13 protein-coding genes are annotated in these 14,814 nt (G+C 37.8%); 6 read left to right on the top strand and 7 right to left on the bottom strand.

Annotated elements, in window-relative coordinates; translation table 11 throughout:
- Window positions 1-51 precede the first annotated feature (51 nt).
- Window positions 52-957, top strand: a complete 906-nt coding sequence (locus tag AAEU31_RS03695; protein WP_138556555.1) for a type 2 periplasmic-binding domain-containing protein — start codon at window positions 52-54, stop codon at window positions 955-957.
- On the top strand, window positions 944-1,891 hold the full coding sequence (locus AAEU31_RS03690) for a hypothetical protein (RefSeq protein ID WP_421966477.1): 948 nt from the start codon (window positions 944-946) through the stop codon (window positions 1,889-1,891). The genes AAEU31_RS03695 and AAEU31_RS03690 overlap by 14 nt, the downstream gene beginning before the upstream one ends.
- Before the next feature lie 47 nt (window positions 1,892-1,938).
- Here the strand turns inward: AAEU31_RS03690 and ushA are convergent, their stop codons facing one another.
- Window positions 1,939-3,543 (bottom strand): bifunctional UDP-sugar hydrolase/5'-nucleotidase UshA, encoded by a 1,605-nt coding sequence (ushA, locus tag AAEU31_RS03685; RefSeq protein WP_421966476.1) that lies wholly within the window; start codon window positions 3,541-3,543, stop codon window positions 1,939-1,941.
- Between the two features lie 74 nt (window positions 3,544-3,617).
- On the bottom strand, window positions 3,618-3,815 hold the full coding sequence (locus AAEU31_RS03680; protein WP_135926585.1) for a hypothetical protein: 198 nt from the start codon (window positions 3,813-3,815) through the stop codon (window positions 3,618-3,620).
- A 245-nt stretch (window positions 3,816-4,060) separates the two neighbouring features.
- Here AAEU31_RS03680 and AAEU31_RS03675 point away from each other — a divergent pair, with 245 nt between their 5' ends.
- Window positions 4,061-4,798 (top strand): peptidylprolyl isomerase, encoded by a 738-nt coding sequence (locus tag AAEU31_RS03675; RefSeq protein ID WP_135926586.1) that lies wholly within the window; start codon window positions 4,061-4,063, stop codon window positions 4,796-4,798.
- A gap of 324 nt (window positions 4,799-5,122) precedes the next feature.
- Here AAEU31_RS03675 and AAEU31_RS03670 read toward each other — a convergent pair whose 3' ends face one another.
- The gene (locus tag AAEU31_RS03670; RefSeq protein WP_135926587.1) at window positions 5,123-5,536 is read right to left on the bottom strand and encodes an MAPEG family protein; all 414 of its coding nucleotides are present in this window, start codon (window positions 5,534-5,536) and stop codon (window positions 5,123-5,125) included.
- 166 nt (window positions 5,537-5,702) lie between these two features.
- Between AAEU31_RS03670 and AAEU31_RS03665 the strand changes: the two genes are divergently transcribed.
- Complete coding sequence (locus AAEU31_RS03665) at window positions 5,703-8,588, top strand: insulinase family protein (protein ID WP_421966475.1); 2,886 nt, start codon at window positions 5,703-5,705, stop codon at window positions 8,586-8,588.
- Between the two features lie 49 nt (window positions 8,589-8,637).
- Here AAEU31_RS03665 and AAEU31_RS03660 read toward each other — a convergent pair whose 3' ends face one another.
- The gene (locus AAEU31_RS03660) at window positions 8,638-10,020 is read right to left on the bottom strand and encodes a Na+/H+ antiporter NhaC family protein (RefSeq protein ID WP_421966474.1); all 1,383 of its coding nucleotides are present in this window, start codon (window positions 10,018-10,020) and stop codon (window positions 8,638-8,640) included.
- A 287-nt stretch (window positions 10,021-10,307) separates the two neighbouring features.
- On the opposite strand from AAEU31_RS03660, the gene AAEU31_RS03655 reads away from it, so the two are divergent.
- Both AAEU31_RS03655 and AAEU31_RS03650 read left to right on the top strand, forming a co-directional pair.
- Complete coding sequence (locus AAEU31_RS03655; protein ID WP_421966473.1) at window positions 10,308-10,712, top strand: NUDIX hydrolase; 405 nt, start codon at window positions 10,308-10,310, stop codon at window positions 10,710-10,712.
- Window positions 10,713-10,715: 3 nt separating this feature from the next.
- Window positions 10,716-11,207, top strand: a complete 492-nt coding sequence (locus AAEU31_RS03650) for a GNAT family N-acetyltransferase (RefSeq protein ID WP_421966472.1) — start codon at window positions 10,716-10,718, stop codon at window positions 11,205-11,207.
- Here AAEU31_RS03650 and AAEU31_RS03645 read toward each other — a convergent pair.
- From AAEU31_RS03645 to AAEU31_RS03635, 3 genes are read right to left on the bottom strand one after another with little or no spacing between them, the layout of a single operon-like run.
- Window positions 11,190-11,801: a PqiC family protein gene (locus AAEU31_RS03645; RefSeq protein ID WP_135926592.1), complete on the bottom strand. Its 612-nt coding sequence runs from the start codon at window positions 11,799-11,801 to the stop codon at window positions 11,190-11,192. The genes AAEU31_RS03650 and AAEU31_RS03645 overlap by 18 nt on opposite strands.
- Window positions 11,801-13,456, bottom strand: a complete 1,656-nt coding sequence (gene pqiB / locus AAEU31_RS03640; protein ID WP_135926593.1) for an intermembrane transport protein PqiB — start codon at window positions 13,454-13,456, stop codon at window positions 11,801-11,803. Before pqiB ends, AAEU31_RS03645 begins: the two co-directional genes overlap by 1 nt.
- Window positions 13,453-14,691, bottom strand: coding sequence for a paraquat-inducible protein A (locus AAEU31_RS03635; protein ID WP_135926594.1), 1,239 nt, complete (start codon window positions 14,689-14,691; stop codon window positions 13,453-13,455). The genes pqiB and AAEU31_RS03635 overlap by 4 nt, the downstream gene beginning before the upstream one ends.
- Between the last annotated feature and the right edge of the window lie 123 nt (window positions 14,692-14,814).

Here is a 14,814-nt window from a genome sequence, read left to right as displayed (position 1 = left end):
GTAAGAATAATTGTTCAAATAGAGGCAAGGGTGCGTTGTTGGCTATAAAAATTGAATTTAAGAACAATACTAATAAAAAAATCTTTGATTGTTACATTTTTGTTTCTGTCGTTTGGCTTGTTTTGTTTTGTGGGAATTTTACAAGCAAATAAGCCTATATCTGATATCGATACGTTTATTGAAACTTCTTTTCAATGTGATACTAAATCTGAGGTTAATCTTAATGAACTTGTCGTATATTCATCTGGTAAACGGCTAGCTGAAGATGTCGCGTTTTCATTATGTCAAGACGACACTATCAGTAAGCAATATGGCAAGGTTACCTCTTATTGGGGTTACAAGACATCTGATACAGTTGAGTTTTTGGGTAAAGGATTAGCAGATTTGATCCTCGCAAAAGAAAACTTAATTAACGCTTTTATGGCAGAATCAACTTACAACTATAAAGCCGTTGTTGGTTTTCCTGATTACACCGCCTACTTTATTTCAAGCAAAGAAAAGCCGCGGCTAGATAAAAGTTATTTTCTTGACAAACGAATTGGCCTTTTAGATTACCCTACAAGCCGTTCTGGTCATATTTTGCCAAAACAGTTGTTCAAAAAGTTAGATATAAATTTAGAGAACTTAGACATTACCTATGCTGGCTCTCATTCAGAGCTGAGAGAATTACTAGCAAGCGGTAAAGTTGATCTAATTTCTTCTTATTGGCAAGACATAGACCAGCAACGTTTTTCAATCAATTATATTACTCCCATCAGTGACAACATTAGTGGCAGCCGTTGGTACCTTAAAATGCAAGACGAAAACACAGATCTTCTCTGTGCTGTTCAAAAACGTTTAATTGATTTAGCGCATGACCAAAATTCTCATTATTTCAATCACGTTCAATCATTCTTTAACTGTAAAACGCAACACTCGATGCGAATAAATGCTGAGGTAAACAATGCTACCAATTAGAGTAAAGCTAATTTATGGTTGTTTATTCTTCGTTATTTGTCTGGTCTTATTTGGTAGCTATATTCTTGCAAAAGCGGTTAAGTCAACAGAGAATAATCAATTAAGCTTGGCAAATATAGAGAAGCGAATCGCCTTAGATTTAACGCATTTAAACCTTCCTGATGACTTTTTAAAGCATTCTGGTAGTAAAGAGGCAGTTATTGACTACCTTGCTAAGCTTAATTCGCAGCTCAAAGAAACCCCGATTTTTGTTTATTCCATCGAAGGAATTACAGAGTTTCCAGCAAGAGCAGACCTGATTGAAAAGCAACTTCAAACACCACAAAAAGTTTTTACTATTAGTTTTGTTGTTAATAACAATATTTTAAATAAAAATGATATTGCAGTGTTTATTTTGGTATGTTTGTTTTCACTTGCGATTAGTTATTTATTATTCTTAAGTGAACGCACAAAATTACAAGTTGCAAAACAAGTTCCCGAACCTGAACCGAATAGTAAAACAAAACCTATTTTGATTGTCGATCTTCAAAATAAAACATTGGCAGCGAATTGTAGCCCTGATAAACCTGTTGCATTAGCCAATAAGCCGTTATGTTTTTATTTGGCTTTGGTTGAGTTTTGTACTGAAAATCCTGATGTAGTCCTCAATCAGAATAAGGATGTTCCTGAAGAGTTACTTACACTTGCTAATAAGTATTTTTACCGGTTAGTTGAATTAGGTCATACAGTCCGTAAAAGACCAAATTTTACCAATAGTTTAGAAAAAACCTTGAGTGAAATCCGCGCTGCGCTTGATGATGTTTGGCAAGATCAACCAGAAGTTAAAGATGTTTATTACCCACCGAAAGCGCATGGTGAAGGTTCGCGTTCACGTTTACATCATTATGGATTAAAGAACATAACGTTAGAAAATATTGAAGTGATAGGTAAGTAAAACTAAAAAAGGGAAGTCATTGACTTCCCTTTTTACTTTTAATTTGTTTATTTAGGCTCGAAATCGGCCGCTTTAACAGGACTATTTTGCTCAAAGAAACGTTTTAACGCCTGTGCGTCAGTATCATCTGTACTGACAAAGCCTTCTTTGTTTGTAAGAGTAGGGTAGCCATCACCACCTGAGGCGTTGTAGCTGTTAATACTCATACGATATGTTTTAGTCATATCAAGTGGTATACCAGCAATTTTAACATCTGATAATGTGTCGTTTTCACGCTTAAAGCTTAATTTATAATATTGTAAGTAAGCACCTGAATCAGGTGGAAAAGAAGTCACAACAGATAGGTAATCAAATAATGCCTTCCCGGTCATATCAATATAGGTGATACGGTTTTTAAAAGGGTGAACTTTTAAAATGTCCTTATAGCTCACATCGCCAGCTTGAATGCTATCACGAATACCACCGCCACTTATTATACCAAAATCAGCACCAACAGATTGCATTTGTGCAGCAATTATTACCCGTGCTAGGTTTACTTGCTCGTAACGAACTTTGTTACGGTCACCCTCTAGCTTTTCATCAACTGCACCAATCTTTCCAGCAATTTGCGCTGCCCCTTTTGCTTGATAAACAGCAAGTACATCTTGTAAGTTTTTGTTTGGTTCGATGTAATCAGCTGCCAACTTTTTATTGCCGTTTTCATCATTGATATAAAGATTTACCGGAATAAGCGCGTAATTAAGTAGTGTTAGTTGACCATTTTCTAATTTGAATTCAGCTTTACCAACATATTTACCCCACTCATGTGCTTGCATGATCCAAGTACCATTTTGTTGATCTGGCTTACACTCTTTGCCTGGTATAAAACTCTCATCTGCGACGTTGGCCTCTTTCATACAGACCGGTTCTTGTGAATGCCCACCAACAATTATGTCAAGTGTACCCTTTGGTAGGTTACGAGCCATTGTTACATCACCCGGTGCATTAATACCAAAGTTTGCATCAATATAATGGCCCATGTGTGTAACTGCAATAGTGATATCAGGGTTGTATTGTTTATCGATTTCAGGAGCTAACTTTGCTGTAACTGCTGTTGGGTCTTTAAACTCGAGGTTGCCAATATATTGAGGGTTACCTATTTTAGCTGTATCTGTAGTTGTTAAACCGATTACAGCTATTTTTAGGCCATTCTTCTCAAAGATCTTATATCCTTGATAACGTGTCTCGCCAGTTGCCTTATCTATAATATTGGCAGATAAAAATGGGAAGTTAGACCATTTTTGTTGTTGATCAAGTACTGCCAGTGGGTTATCAAATTCATGATTACCTATAGCCATGGCATCATAACCAATGATAGACATACCTTTAAAATCAGGTTCTGCATGCTGTAAGTCAGATTCAGGAATACCTGTATTGATGTCGCCACCTGAGAGTAATAATACTGCATGACCTTTTGCTTTAGCATCAGCTCTTAATTGATCAATTAAGGTCTTACGAGCTGCCATACCATACTCACCTTGCTCATTGTGCCAAAAGCGACCATGGTTATCGTTTGTATGGAGTAATGTGAGGTATTGTACTGAATCAGTGTGTGTAGAAGAGCTGCAAGCCGCTAAGGTAAGCAGTAAAAAAGAAGATAAAAAAAAGCGCATAATTGTTTGCCTGTTAAAAGCAGTAGTTAATTAAGCGCTTAGTTTAAACGACTTATATTTAAATTAAATGTCTTTTATAGATTTTTATTGCTATTTTCGGTATTCAATTGTCCAGTCGCAGCGAGTTGCCTACGAATTAACTCTTGTTCTGCATAATGTGATTTTTGATGGTTATTACCAACCATCCAATTTAAGAAGCTCGCTGGTAATTTACTATACGGCTCACCTTGGTGTAAGCCAAAATCGCATATTGCGTTTTCTTCATTCGCCATGGTTTATTCCTGTGTGTTCTTTGTTGTCATGCAAATACTAACAAACTCAGTCTATTTGATAAGACGATTTTGATTTAAGATTTATATTTTTTATAACCATAATGAATACGCGGTGTAAATAAATGTAACTAACTTGTAATTGATTTGGCGCGTTTTGTGTAACTATTTTGTTTGCTATTTAAGCGCCTAGCGTTTTTGTTTAGTCTTGCTGCAGTTTTAGAATAAAAATATCAGGAAAGATAAAAATGAAAAAATATTTAATTGCCTCTGTGCTTTGTGCAGCAAGCTACAGCGCCAACTCAACTATCATTGAAATGCAAACTAACCAAGGCACGATTACAGTTAATCTATTTGATCAACACACCCCAATAACTGTAGAAAACTTTTTAAATTATGTAGAAGAGGGCACTTATAATAGTAGTGTCATTCATCGCTCTGTTGAGAATTTTGTTTTACAAGGCGGAGGATTTAAATTTGATTCTGATTTTAAAGCTATTGAAACAAATGATGCGATAAAAAATGAGCCTAAACTATCTAATGTGAAAGGCACCATTGCGATGGCTAAGCAAGGTGGTAATGCAAATAGTGCAACTAGCCAATGGTTTTTCAATTTAAAAGACAATAGCGCTAATTTAGATCTTCAAAATGGTGGTTTTACTGTGTTCGGCCAAATTACAGCTGAAAGCCAAATGGTGTTAGATAAAATCACTGAACTCACACACTGTGGTGATATTCCTGTTGTTGGTTTAAATAACGATCAATGTCCAACAGATACCTCAGGCTTTAATGGTGAGAATTTAGTAACTATTAATAGTGTGGTAATTCTTGACGATGATCCGAACTCTTCTCAATTATTAAAACCAAAAGAAAACACGCTGATCAAACAAGATAAGCCTTCAGGTGATTTAGACAGTGGCTCAGGTGGTAGTATGGCGTGGATGCTGTCTTTACTAGCTTTGTTTGGCTTTTGTCGTCGTAAATAATTCCAACCAACAAAGTATACCCAAACCACCTCAAGATGCGAGTTTCAGTTGGAATTAAAAGCGATTTAGGCAAGGCATTGATTGCAAGTAATAGTGGTTCTATTGTTAAAATCAATAACGCAGTATAAATCGCTTTTAAACCAACCCTTTGGGCGCTTTACAGGCACTTACTCTCATCGTTGTTACTTCTTAAAAGGGGATGCCATTCTTGCAAAGTAACGCCTTGATATTAAGCTCCTGTGAAACGCTGAATTCTGCATCTTGAGGTGGCTTGGGTATATATAAGGCGCTTAAAAGCGCCTTATCTCTTAGTATTACTGAGTATTAAAAGATTGTTATTAATATCAGTACCCACATAATCAGCATAATAAAGCTACTGATAACAAAGCTATAATATCTAGCTTTTAACGTATTAGAGGTTAAATGTATAAAGCTATGGATTATGCGCAAAACGACATAAGCCCAAGCAAAGCCAACAAAAACAGTACCTACAGCATTTAGTTGTAGTGCAGTTAAACACGCAATAAAAAACAGTACAGGCATTTCGAACTGATTTATAAAGTTACGATCTGCAACACGCACGTGCGCACCTGCTTTTTCTAAATCCATTGTAAGAAAGTCTTTCATTTCTATGGTTTTTTTCTTAGCCGCGCTAAAGCGGCGCTTGCCCATAATGTACATTACTATGAATGTAAGTAATACCTGAGTAAACATCGCTACGATTAGCCACTTTTCCATAACTCATCCTTTTATATTGTAATTATTATGATTATTAGCCTTTTGCATTGCTTTTTCACAATGTGTTACAAACTTTTAGTGTTAGTCTGTTAAAAAGCATTGAATTGCGGCTGATGAAAACTCATCATAAATAAAAATTGATTCAATATCTAATGGATACATAATAATGAAAAAAATAATGGGCCTTAGTGCAATCGCATTTGCTGTATTAGCTGGGTGTTCTTCAACATCTACTATGACTTCATCTACAGCTAATAGCAGCCTTATACCTGATTCTTTGGTTGTCAGTCCAAATGATGCCCGAGAATATAAAACACTAAAACTAGATAATGAGATTGATGTTATTTTAATCTCAGATCCGAGTGTAGAAAAGTCAGCAGCTGCACTTAGTGTTGGTGTCGGTTTACTACACGACCCTATGTCGCAACAAGGTATGGCACATTATCTAGAACATATGCTTTTCTTAGGTACAGACCGCTATCCTGATACCAAAGGTTATAGTGATTTTATGACCAAAAACGGTGGTGCGCACAACGCTTACACTTGGTTAGATATCACTAATTATATGTTTAAAGTAAATAACGATGCCTATGATGAAGCATTAGACCGCTTTTCTGATTTTTTTAAAGCACCTAAGCTTTACCCTGAATACACTGATAAAGAAAAAAATGCGGTTAATGCTGAATGGTCAATGCGCCGTGAAATGGACTTTTTTGGACAATTTAAATTAGCACGCAAGATGATGGGAGACCATCCTGCAAACCGTTTCTTAATTGGTAACCTAGAAACGCTAGGTGATAAAGAAGGCAGTGATTTACATAAAGAAACAGTTGCTTTTTATAATAAATACTATTCATCTAATATCATGAAAGTGGCGATGATTTCTAACCGTCCGCTAGCTGAAATGGAAGCAAAAGCTAAACAGTATTTTGCGGATATCGAAAATAAACATATCGAAAAACCAACAGTAACAGATAAACTTGATTTTGATAAAGCCGGTGGCAAACGTGTTTACTATTCACCAAATGAAGACGTAAAACAATTACAACTTGAATTTACGATCACCGATAACAGTTCACAGTTTGCAGTTAAACCTAATCGCTTTGTGTCTTACTTGTTAAGTAATGAAATGCAAGGCAGCCCGGCACAAATATTACGCGATAAAGGCTGGGTATCACGTTTATCTGCTTCTGATGCACCTACACAATATGGTAACTACGGCAGCTTAACAGTGAGTATTGAACTAACTGATGCCGGCATGCAAAACCGTGAAGAAATTGTTGCTATGGTAATGCAGTATATTGCGTTAATTAAAGAGCAGGGTGTTGATAGCAAGTATTTTAATGAAATTCGTACTTCGTTAAACAATGAGTTTCAATTTCTTGAAAAAGGCGATGAGTTTGGCTACGTAAGTAACCTTACTGATAGTATGCAAAAGTTCCCAGTGAACAACGCAATTAATGCACCTTACTATTATGCAAAGTTTGATGCTGACGCTGTGCAAAACGTGCTTTCACAGTTAAACGAAGAGACGCTACGTATTTGGTATATTTCAAAGCAAGAAGAGACAGACTCGCAGCTACATTTTTACGATGGTAAATATCGTATTGAAGATATCAGCGACGAAGAAGTTGCAAGCTGGAATAAACCAAGCGAATATGCTTTAGCTTTACCTACTGTAAACCGCTTACTGCCAGAAAGTTTTGCTATTAAGACCGCGGAATTTAAACAGCAAGCACATCCTAAACTGGTCTTTGATAAGCAAGGTGTCAAAGTTTGGCGCCAAGCAAGTCAGCAATTTGCTGAGCAACCTAAAGGGCTTGTTGAAGTTTACATTAACACACCTGATGCATTAGTTGATGTAAAAGCACAGGTGCTTTACTCAATTTGGGCTGATCTGTATAACTTAGAGCAAAGTAAATTAAGCACTGAAGCGGCTGTAGCAGGTATGAGTTTGGGGTTACAGCCAAGCAATGGTCTTATATTATCACTGAGTGGTTTTACTGATAAGCAGGACGTATTATTGGCTCAGGCGCTTGAAAATCTGACTTTAAATGTATCAGAAGATGGTTTTGCACAAGCGATTGACCGTTATAAGCGTGATTTACTAAATCAACAAAAGCAATTTCCTTTCTATCAAGCATTTGGTGAATATTCTAAGCTAACACGAAGTGGTAAATTTGATACCGAAACCTTAATTGCGGCGGCAGATACGCTAACTCTTGCTGATTTTACTGCTATTAAGCAATCAACTCTTGCAGCAAATGATTTACGTGTATTCACGTTTGGTAACTACAACCAAAATGATGTTGAATCTATTGCTAATAAGCTAACAGCTATATTACCTAAGGCTCATAAATCTACTGAGTTTGCTCGCAGCAAAGCGTGGTTGCCACAAATAGGTGAACGTATTGTATTGCAAAAGGATATTGATGTAGCTGATGTAGCGATTATCGATATGGTTGTTCATCCAACGCCGGGTTATAAACAAAAGGCTCAAGCGCAAGTGTTACAAAGCCACTTCAGAACGATTGCTTTTGATAAGCTTCGTACCGAAGAGCAGCTTGCTTATGCTGTTGGTGCGTTAGCCCGTCCGATTGAAGATTACTCTGCACTAGGTCTTTATATCCAAACACCAGTTAAAGGCCCTAAAGAAATGCAAGAACGCTTTGATGAGTTTAAAAAGCAATACGCAGTAGAGCTTGATAACATGACAGAAGAAACATTTTCACAACTTAAAAATGCAACGCTGGTATCTTTAAAAGAGCAACCTAAGAATCTAAGTGATGAAATGTCACCACTTATCACAGATTGGTATCGTGAAAACTTTAACTTTGACTCTAAAGAAAAGCTTATTGCTGAAGTTGAAAAAGTAACCTTGGCTGATTTGAAAGATTATTACAAGAAAACCATGCTGAACAGTGAAGCACCACGCTTGAACATTCAAATGCGTGGTAGCAAGTTCGCTGATAAGCCATTTGCAGATCTTAAAAACCAAACAAAAGTTGAAAACTTAGAAACTTATTACAAAGGAATTAAATTCCAAAAGTAACTTATTAGTTGATAAACAAAAGCCCAAGCAATTGCTTGGGCTTTTTAATTTAGGCGATGAGCAAAAACCCTATAAATGCAGCGGTTGCCGCCAGTAAGGTGTAAGGTAATTGAGTAACCGCATGGCTGACTAAGTCACACCCTGAGCCTTGTGCAGCAAGTACTGTGGAGTCAGAATAAAAGCATGCTTGACTACCAAACGATGACGCCGACAACAAAGCACCAATTACTAGAGGAATGTTGGCATCAATTGCATAAGCCAGTGGCATCACAATTGGAATAGTTACTGCGAAAATCCCCCAGCTAGAACCCGTTGCAAAAGCAAGTACTGCCATTGCTAAAAACACCACGGCAGGTAGGTATTGTGCTGTCATATAAGGGCTTAAAGTATTAATGACATATTGCGGAAGCATTAATTGGTCACACACATCTTTAAATATAAAGGCCGCAACGACAGTACCAATTGCTGGGATCATACTTTTAAAACCATCTAGCATACGCTCTACTAGTTCTGACAATGTCATTAGTTTTTGCAACATATAGAACGGTAACACTGCAGCAAAGGTTGCAAGCAATCCTTTATATACGTCAATGTCGAAATAAACAGTAAACGCAACAAGTAAAATAATCGGCACTAAAAAGTTATAGAGTTTGCCATTGGATGCTGCTGTTTCAAAGTTCTCTTCTGCGGCTTTAACAGCGTATTCATCCGCTGTTTGTACATCGGTGTATTGGCTATTTGAGATCTCGATTTGATTATTCATTGCACGTAGTTGTGCCTTTTTCATCGGCCCAAAAGCAGGGATCACATTTAAGCTGACAAGCAATACAACAAGTACTGCAAACCATGCGTACAACATATAAGGGATTGCTTCGATGTATACGGCAATACCTTGGCCTTCTGCTGCAACATTATTATCGACTAATAGGCCACCAAAAAATACCGCCCATGTAGAGAGTGGTACAAGTACACAGATAGGTGCGGCAGTTGAGTCAACAACATAAGCTAGCATTTCGCGGCTAATTTTAAACTTATCGGTGATACGCTTCATGGTTTCACCAACCGTTAATGCATTGAGGTAATCATCGATAAAAATAATCACACCTAACACAAAGGTCATTAGCAAAGATGAGCGTTGACCTTTGGCAAACTTCAACGCTAATTCAGCAAATGCACTTGCTCCACCGGTTCTTACCAATAAGGCAATCAAGGCACCAAACCCGCCACAGACTAAAATTAGCCAGGCAATGGTTTCATCCTGCATCACTTTTAACGATATATCAGCAAAGTTTGACAGTATAGCTGTTGGCCCAAGCATGGCTAAACCAAACAAAGCTCCAACAAGTAAAGATAAAATAGGGCGGCGTAAAAACACGGCCAAAACAACCACCAATACTGGCGGTAGTAAACTTAACGCAGAAGGTTCTTGCATTATATTTTTCACACAGTTAAGCAATGCGAGATTGCTTACAGAAATCCGAAGTCTATCGACTCAAGTAACTGCTTTACGCGAACACACTTTTATGGACCCAGTAGGGAAAGTGCCTGCGTTGGCTGGCGCCAGACAGTATAGAGGGTATACTGCTTTTGTTTTGCCCAAAACATCGAAAGAAAAATAATCTTGAATATAAATTTAGTCAATAAGAATTTTTATTGCGATGATAATTATTTTACACTCTTCAACGGTGTTACTTTTTTAATTCAATTAAGCAAGGGTTTATGGCATTTTCAGATACATACAGACTCAGTAGTCACGCGGTTATAACTAACAACCAAGGTCAAGTGCTATTACTTAAAGCTAATTATGGTCAAAAAAGTTGGGGATTACCTGGCGGCGCTTTAGATAAAGGCGAAACAATTCATCAAGCGTTACTTCGCGAATGCCAAGAAGAGCTTAATTGTGAGGTAGATATCGCTTATTTAAGTGGTGTTTATTATCACGCTGCATTTAATTCTCATGCGTTTATTTTTCGAGCATATCTGTCTAATGATGCCCAGATTGTGTTGAGTAATGAGCATACTGAGTATGCTTATTTCGCCATTGACGAGCTCTCAGCAGTGCAAAAAGAGCGTGTTTTAGATTGTCTTAATTTTACCAATGATGTGGTAAGTAAGGTATTTTAATATATGACAGATATATATTTACGTGCTGGCCTGCCTGATGATGCGGCATTTATTGTTGAGCTTTTGAACCAAGCAACATTTTTAGAGCATATCGGAAATAAAAATATAAATACACCAGCACAAGCAGAGCATTATATTCAACAAACCTTTATAAATAGTCACCAGCAATATGGCTTTGGTAGTTATATTGTCTGTTTAGCTGATGGTACACCGGTTGGTATGGTGGGGCTGTTTCAGCGTGATGCATTAGCTATTCCTGATTTAGGGTTCGCGTTGTTAGCCAACTATGAAGGCAAGGGCATTATTACATCGGCAGCTAGGTTGTTGATGGCCAAAAAACACGTATTAGATCTTGGAGTGCTTGCAGCAATAACCTCGCAAACAAATATTGGCTCGCAAAAGGTACTACAAAAACTAGGCTTTGAGTTTATAGGCGATGTCATCATTAACGATGACAATCAGCCACTTAAACTCTTATTAAATAGCAAGCTTTGACACTTCGTTTGCAACTTGTTTGTTAACCTTTAGCCAAGTTGACTCAAGCGTGGCTACAAGTCCCTCGTAATCACTTGCTTGTAAAGGTGTAAGCTCATTGAAGTAATTGACCGCCTTCAACTTTCTGCCAGATTCAGGAGTTGTATAGTACAAGCGCCAAAGCCCTGCAATGTTGGCATTACCTTGCTCATCACCATTAAAGTGATGTAGCTCATACTCTAATTCATAAAAGCTTTGCTGGTCTAAATCGGTGATCACAGGTAAGCCTTTTATAACCATCCAATTATCAAGCTCAGTGTAAAGTTGTTGATGAGCACTGGCAGTTAACATCAAATCAGGAGATTCACTCCATAAATGATAGTTAGCAGCATTCACTCTGTTGTTATCAAGCACCATGGCGATACCACGATTATTTAGCGCACCACGTAACTTTACTGTGTTAATTCTGAGCTGAGCTTGGGTATTCTCCGCTAAGCGTTGCATTGCCACTATCGGCTGCGAAAATTGATAATACTCAATGGTTGAGAATGAAGTTTGGCTACAGGCCGAAAGTAACAGCACTGATGCAATTGAAGCACAGAGTTTAAAGTTCATTATTGTTTCCTCGGCGTTGGATCTGCAGGTAGCTCTTTATCAAAGATCAACATATTCGGTTGCTGGTTTAAACCACGTGTAAGTGGTTGTAGCTCTTCACTTAAACGTTTAAATTCAGACAAGGTTGTTTGTAATTGCTCATGGAATGTTGATCCTTGTTCGTAACTTGCCATAGTTTTTTCAAATTGCTTCATTGTCTTATCGAACTGTTGCATGCTTTTGGTCATCTCAGCAAAGTTGCGATTAATATCACCCGGTAAGTCTTGAGTATCTTGTTTATTAAGCAATTCACGCATGTCATGTGCAAGTGCTTGGTATTCTGCAAAGGTCGTTTGCATTTGTGCCAAACTGTCTTCGATTTTGAGATTATTGACTTTATTTAATACATCAGAGACTTGATCAGCAATGACGGTAATTCCACTTGAAACACTCGGGAATACTGTATAGTCAGCAATAGTTGTTAATTCTGCAGGTTCAGCATTATCATAAATGTCCAAGTCCACATACACTGCACCTGTTAATAAGTTTCCTGGCTTTAATGAAGCTCTTAAACCACTTTTAATCCAGCCATCTAAACTTGACTGCCAGAACTCTCTGGCTGCAACATTGTCATGGTAGAGTCTTCCATACTCAATTTTAATCAGTGCTGGCACTGCAGTGTTATCGACCCTAAAGTGGGCGGGTTTCCCATTTATAATGACATTTGCAGGTGCTTCAACAACAGTACCGATGCGCATCCCTCGATATTCAACTGGCGCACCAGGACGTAATCCACGAATTGATTGTTCAAAGTCAATTAGATAATAATCAAAGTCATAAAATCGCTCTTCAAGAGCAGCTTTGTAGCTATTACTTAGTGAGAAGCTATGGCCATTTGTGGCAATTTCCCCCGGTTTCTGTTGCTCAGGAATACCAACAGAAATCCCTCCTTTAAGTAACTTACTCAAAGAGCCCGTATTGACATTAATACCATCGGCAGACAAATCAATTTGTATACCTGAGTTAACCCAAAAGATAGAATTAAGCGTGATCAGGTTTTGATAAGGCTCATTAATGAAAATACCATATTTCATGGCTTGATTTTTCCAATCAAAAGTAGCCGTTTCTATTTGCCCTATTTTGTAATCCTTAAAATAGATACCTGTACTCACATCGAGCACTTCAGCGTTATAGCCGTGGAGGATAAAGCGACCTCCTTTTACATCATTGGCAATTAGCGCAGGTTCATCTTGTAGTTCAAATCGCTCGGATGTTTCTTTACTTTCGCCTGGAGCAAACTCCAGATAAACACCCGACAATAGGGTACTCATCCCACTAATACCGGTATCATCAATGCGAGGTTTAACAACCCAAATTTTCGCATCATCCGTTAAAAGGTCTTCATAGTGTTTATCTATTTGTGCTCGTGCAATTACACTATCTTGTTCATCTGAGAGTCTTACATGGTCAATTTGACCAATTTTTACACTGCGTACCTTTATTTCTGTTTTGCCTGCGATAATACCTTCAGCATGGGGCATTTTGATAAAGATTGTTGTACCTTTATTTGCTTGGTATTGATACAGCATCCATGCGCCGATGAATAAAGCGATTACAGGAATAATCCAGATTGCCGATATGTTTGGCGCTGTTTTTATATTTGCTTTTTCGCTCATGCCAAGGTCTCTTGTTTTACTTTATTTAAGTTATTAGGGGAATCCCACAATAAACGTGGATCAAATGCATGGGCTGCCAGCATCTGGCAAATCACCATTGTTGTAAAGAATATAGTACCTATACCAGGCGTTACTGACATCAAATTTCCTAACTGTACTAAGGCTACTAAAATTGCCACAACAAATACATCGATCATTGACCATTTTCCAATAAATTCAGTTAATTGATAAATTCGTGTGTAGCTTTTGGTTTGTCTGTTTGCCGGCTGCATCACCATAAAGCATAAAAAACTCAAAATGAGAGCTTTTGCAAGTGGTACGACAACACTCGCTAAAAAGATGATCATTGCGATAGGGTAAGAACCACTATTCCACAAGATCATCACCCCACCAATTATTGTAGAGGGGGTTTCATCACCTAGGCTAGTGGTGTACATGATTGGGTAAATATTTGCAGGTATATAGCAGGCTACGGAAGTGATCAGCCATGCAGCCGCTTTTTGTACACTAAAAGGGTTACGAGTGTATGTTTTTGATTCACACCGAGAACAGATTTCACTGTCGCATAGTTGACCACATACATGACAAGCCCTAAGGCCTTGGTCGATTGCACGAGTATTCGGCTTGATTTGCTCTATAAAAACAGGCTCTTTGAGTTGATACCATAGATTTTGTTTATTGAGCTTAGCAGTGGTGGCAATATAACTAATAACAAATGCGCCATAAGCCCAAAAGCTCACACCAAATTCAATGTCAGCCATCGACATTATTTTTACCATGCTGACCATGACACCAATTAAAAATATTTCTGACATAATCCAAGGCTGCAGTGCAAATGTTGTTTTTAATAGCCTTTTCCCCCATTGATAAGGGAGTATCTTAAGTAACCCTAAATGTAATGGGATTATCAGCACAAGCAGTAACATAGGTAAGCCTATAATGCTGATATCTATGAATAATCCTAAAAAGTCATTGTCGTAGTTAAACAGAATACGTGCCGCATCAGGTAAGGTTATAGTTTGGGTGATGCCACTGCTTGAAAAAGATAAAAACGGGTAAAACATGCTACTTAACAGCATTAAGATCGCACTTAAGCTCAGCGCTACGACAGCACTATCTTGATTTGCTTGCGAAGAAGACAGTTTGGTTTTGCAATGAGGACAAACCGCTACTTGTTTCGCACTTAAATGTGGGATCTCAACGACAAGGTCGCAGCTAGGACAGGCTGTTTGCAAACTTAGGGTCTCATAAACAAGAACTTAGTTTAGTTTGCATCAATAACTCGATAAATTCAAATGCACCCTTTCCTAAAATAGGCTAGTATTTACGCAAAGGCGCATAGATTAACTATGCAACTG

The organism is Pseudoalteromonas thalassia (assembly GCF_049257215.1).
GTDB lineage: Bacteria > Pseudomonadota > Gammaproteobacteria > Enterobacterales > Alteromonadaceae > Pseudoalteromonas > Pseudoalteromonas lipolytica_C.
Note: the sequence above shows the minus strand (reverse complement) of the source record. Positions and strands in the feature narration are given on the sequence as shown.